This is a genomic window from Corynebacterium mendelii, assembly GCF_017307055.1.
Taxonomy (GTDB): Bacteria; Actinomycetota; Actinomycetes; order Mycobacteriales; family Mycobacteriaceae; genus Corynebacterium; species Corynebacterium mendelii.
Window position 1 is genome coordinate 493,462 of sequence record NZ_JAFLEQ010000008.1, and the last position, 4,317, is coordinate 497,778.

Sequence of the window (4,317 nt, forward strand, 5' to 3'; positions counted from 1 at the left end):
CACACTGCCGGCAGCCGGTGTGTGCGGACTACTCGCCGCCGGTGTGCTGCCCGGCCGGGCTGGTGCTGTCGGGCCGGGCGGAGGCATCCTCGTAGACCAGGGTGGTGCTGCCCAGGGTGCTGGTGGCCTCGATGGTCCACAGCTCACCCTCCGCCCCGCCGGGGCCGGGTTCGTCGCCTTTTCTGTTGCAGATGCCGAAACGGGCTTTGCAGGTCAATGAGACCTTGACGTTGTTGGGCACCAGGATGCGCGCATCACCCATATTCGAGGTGATCCGCATGGTGGCCGGTTCGTCCAGTGGCTGCAGCGCCCTGGCGTCAACTTCGATGTCCCCCAGATTGGCCACAATCACCCCTTCGGCACTGGTGGCGTCGGTGACAACGACTGAGCGGTCGCCGTTGGTTGCGGTGACGGTGTTGTCGTCTGTGCCGGTGGTGACACCGGCGGCGAAGTTGACCAGGGCAACCACCGCCAGAAGGCCCGCCAGGATGACGGCTATCTTGCCGCTCTTGCGGGCCACAAGCCCGACGATGAGCAGGCATCCGAGCAGCAGGAAAGGAATGATGACACTGGTGATGCCCAGGAAAACCACCATGAAACCGGATACCAGCACCAGGGCGACGCCCAGAATCCAGCCGAGCGTGACCCACGGGGAGTGTTTTTTCTCTGGGGCCGCCGATGGCGCCGGCGGGGGTTCGGGCAGATCCCAGGCAAAGGGGGCCGCCCCCAGCGGATCCCAGCTCGGCGGGGTGCGCCGGGCGTCGCCGGTGATATCGGCAAACAGATCATCCTGCCGGTTATCTGCGGGGCCGCCGGTGTCTGCGGTGCCGTCGGGGTAGGTGGCTGCGGATCCGGTGTTGTCGTCACCGGTGGCAGCCGTCTGCTGCGGATGGGGGCCGCTAGACGGGGCGCCGGTGGTGGATCCGAAACCCGGGGCAGGTGTTTGATCGGCCCAGCGGAACTGGCGGATATCGGTGCCGCGCGGCGGGACGGGTGTGCGTTTGTGCAGCGTCATCCAGATCAGGCCGGTGAGAAACACGTGCAGCAGCAGGGAAGTGATGACATGTATGGTATCGACGATGCTGAGCAGATTGACGTGCCCGTCGGTTGTGAAAATCAGCAGCGCGATACCGAGCAGCACCGCCAGGGTGCGTTCTTTTTTCACGATCGGCCGGTCGGTTTTCAGCACCAGTGCCTGATAGGGGGCCACCGGAACTGACCAGCGCGGGGACACCAGCCACAAAAACGTGTAGACCGGAATACCGGCGCCACCGAAAACCGTGGCGACGATGAACAGGATCCGCACCAGGCTGACATCGATGAGGTAGCGCTGTGAGATGCCTTCGCAGACACCGGCGATCTTTCCGTTTCCCCCCTGGTCGGTGGGGAAACGCGGGGGTCTGGTTGCCCACATCTGCGCCACGGTGGGGCCGTCCCCGGCCAGTGGGGAGGTGAATGGGGAACTGTGTGTGCCGTCCATGGTTTAAAGTATGGTTCCCGCTGCAGGTGTTCCACATCGGGAATAACCCCGAAATAATCCCTGAATTTTCAGCCGGTTCCCGGCCCGGGGCGGGCAAGCGAGGCAAAAGCCAGGTTTTTCCCCGATTCCCCGCGGCCCTCGTCCGTGGGACAATGGCCGTTATGACGATGACGCCCCCGCAGCAACGACCGGTTGTGTACCGTGCCCGTGACGGCCGGGTCATCGCCGGTGTCGCCCAGGGGATTGCCGACCATCTGGATATTTCGGTCACCGGGGTACGCATCCTGCTGGTGGTGGCCGGTGTCGCCGGTGGCGCGGGAGTGCTGTTCTACGTGCTGGCGTGGTGGATGATCCCGCAGGCACCGGTGGATGTGAACCGGCACCTGGCACCGGGCAGACGGGCCAGCGTCGACGGCGACACCTACTATGCCAACACCTCCCGCCACAGTGCTGACCCGGGTGTTCCACGACCGGTCGGGGCCGAATCTGATCCGGCCACCGGTCCCGGGACCGGTGGCACCGGTTGTTCCGCCGGTGGGCGGGGGGAGCGTTGTTTTAACCGGGGCACAAGCCTGACAGAAGCGAAAAAACAGTTCGGACGGCTGTCACGGTGGGCATCCGAACGCAAAACCGGGCTGCTGCTGGTGGCGGTGGCTGCCGCCGTGGCCGTGGTGGTGCTGGGAAGTATGGGCATCTCGGCTTTCGCCGCGGGCAGCCTGGGGGTGGTGGCCCTGGGGGCGGCGGTGGTGTGGCTGGCCGGTGACTGGGCCGACGGGAAACGTTCCCCCGGGTTTGTCGCCGGGGCCGTCATCGCCGGAATGGCACTGTTTTTGGCCGGCGGGGTGCTGGTGGCCGTCAACTGGGAAAGCGAACAGTTCGCAGGCTCTGCCGTTATCGCTGTGGTGGTCACCTTCACCGGTACCGCTTTTTTGGCCCTGCCGCTGGTGGTGCGCCTGTGGGAACAACTGTCGAAGGAACGGCAGGCCGCCGCCCTGGAGGCCCAGCGCCTGGAGATTGCCTCCCGGCTGCATGACTCGGTGCTGCAGACTCTTGCCCTGATCCAGAAGCGCGCCGGGGACAACAGGGAAGTGGCGCTGTTGGCCCGCAGGCAGGAGCGGCAGCTGCGCCAGTGGCTGTTCGGCTCGGAGGTGAATCTGTCCGCCGGCGCCGGAACCGTGAAAGCCGCGGTGGAACTGGCCTGTGCGGAAGTGGAGGACGCCTACGGCATCCGCATCAACGCGGTCACCGTCGGGGCGGATGTGGAACTGTCGGACAACGCACAGGCTGTCGTGCTCGCCGCCCGGGAAGCCATGGTCAATGCGGCCAAACACTCCGGGGCCGACTGCGTGGACGTCTATGCCGAATGCCTGGCCGGTGAATTGAGCATCTATGTCCGTGACCGCGGGAGAGGCTTTGACAAAAACACCGTCGGTGCAGGCCGCCACGGGCTGGCCGAATCGGTCATCGGCCGGATGGAACGGGCGGGCGGAACCGCCACCATCGAATCGGCCCCGGGGGAGGGAACCGAGATCACGGTCACCATTGCCCTGTGAAGGCCGTCCACGACGGATACCCTGGGAGGAAAGCACCCCGAACAAGCAACGGAAAGGCGTCTATCCGTGACAAAGACACAAGACGGGTCCCGGCTGCGTCTGGTTGTCGTCGATGACCACCAGATGTTTCGCAGCGGGGTGATAGCGGAGATCTCCGGCACCGTCGATGTGGTCGGCACCGCCGGCACGGTCGCCGAAGCGATCACCGTCATTGCCGATGCACAGCCCGATGTGGTGCTGCTGGATGTGCATCTTCCCGACGGCACCGGGGCAAGCGTGATCACCGCCACCCGGAAAAACAGGGTGGACACCACTTTTCTGGCGTTGAGCGTCTCCGACGCCGCCGAAGATGTGATCTCGGTGATCAGGGCCGGTGCCAGGGGATATGTCACCAAAACCATCTCGGGCGGGCAACTGGTGGATGCCATTGTCCGGGTGGCCGACGGTGATGCCGTGTTCTCCCCGCGGCTGGCCGGTTTCGTGCTCGACGCTTTTTGCACCCCGGACGCCAAAGCCGGTGCCGGGGTGGTCGATGAACCCGCCGAGGACGCCGAAACCGGGACCCTGCCGGCCGGAAAACGCGGGGACCCGGTTATTGACGCGCTGACCCGCCGGGAACTGGAGGTGCTCAAACTGCTGGCCCGCGGCTACACCTACAAAGAAATCGGGGAGAAACTGTTCATCTCGATTAAAACGGTGGAAACCCACGCTTCGAATATTCTGCGCAAAACCCAGCAGTCCAACCGTCATGCCCTGGCCCGCTGGGCAGTCAGCCACGACCTGGACTAGCAGCGTTTGTGCCCGGCTGCGGCGACGCGTTGCGGGCCGAAGGTGCGCGGTCAGATAAACGCCAGCGCCCGGGAGCCGTCGATGTGCGGGAAAATCAGCCACATCCAGCCGAAAGTGACCGCGCCGGCAATGATCAGCCAGCCGATGGCCAGCGGCGCAAAAGCGGGCATGGTCATCAGCGCCAGCCACACCGGAAACAGCGGCAGCAGGGCGGCCAGCCGGAACTTGTAGTCCCGGTTGTGGGTTTCGGTGTATTCCCGCATCCGTCTGCGGTACGGGTGGGAGAAAATCACCAGCATCGCCGTCCCGATGCACAGCATCATTGTGGCAGCTTTCCAGGAGTTGGCCAGATCGGCACCCATCACCGCGACACCGGCTGCCACCAGCACGGACGATGTTGCCCTGACCACCAGGGGAGTGGGCACCGGGGTGATGTGGTTTTTCATGTTCGCGTAGGCGGTCATGGCATTACAGGGTAGCGGCCAGCAGCGGTGG

4 protein-coding genes are annotated in these 4,317 nt (G+C 65.0%); 2 read left to right on the forward strand and 2 right to left on the reverse strand.

Features of this window, described 5'->3' with window-relative positions:
• Positions 1–28: 28 nt before the first annotated feature.
• Positions 29–1,480 (reverse strand): PspC domain-containing protein, encoded by a 1,452-nt coding sequence (locus JZY06_RS05450; RefSeq protein ID WP_207118959.1) that lies wholly within the window; start codon positions 1,478–1,480, stop codon positions 29–31.
• 161 nt (positions 1,481–1,641) lie between these two features.
• Here JZY06_RS05450 and JZY06_RS12485 point away from each other — a divergent pair, with 161 nt between their 5' ends.
• Complete coding sequence (locus JZY06_RS12485; protein WP_207118961.1) at positions 1,642–3,033, forward strand: ATP-binding protein; 1,392 nt, start codon at positions 1,642–1,644, stop codon at positions 3,031–3,033.
• 93 nt (positions 3,034–3,126) lie between these two features.
• Positions 3,127–3,822, forward strand: coding sequence for a response regulator (locus JZY06_RS05460; RefSeq protein WP_207278755.1), 696 nt, complete (start codon positions 3,127–3,129; stop codon positions 3,820–3,822).
• Positions 3,823–3,872: 50 nt separating this feature from the next.
• Here the strand turns inward: JZY06_RS05460 and JZY06_RS05465 are convergent.
• Positions 3,873–4,317 (reverse strand): hypothetical protein (locus tag JZY06_RS05465; protein WP_242516658.1); only part of this gene is annotated, 445 nt, incomplete at its 5' end.

Bases quoted from the DNA above. Each gene is read 5' to 3' on its own strand.
- JZY06_RS05450 (WP_207118959.1), bottom strand. From the start codon at position 1,480: ATGGACGGCACACACAGTTCCCCATTCACCTCCCCACTGGCCGGGGAC.
- JZY06_RS12485 (WP_207118961.1), top strand. From the start codon at position 1,642: ATGACGATGACGCCCCCGCAGCAACGACCGGTTGTGTACCGTGCCCGT.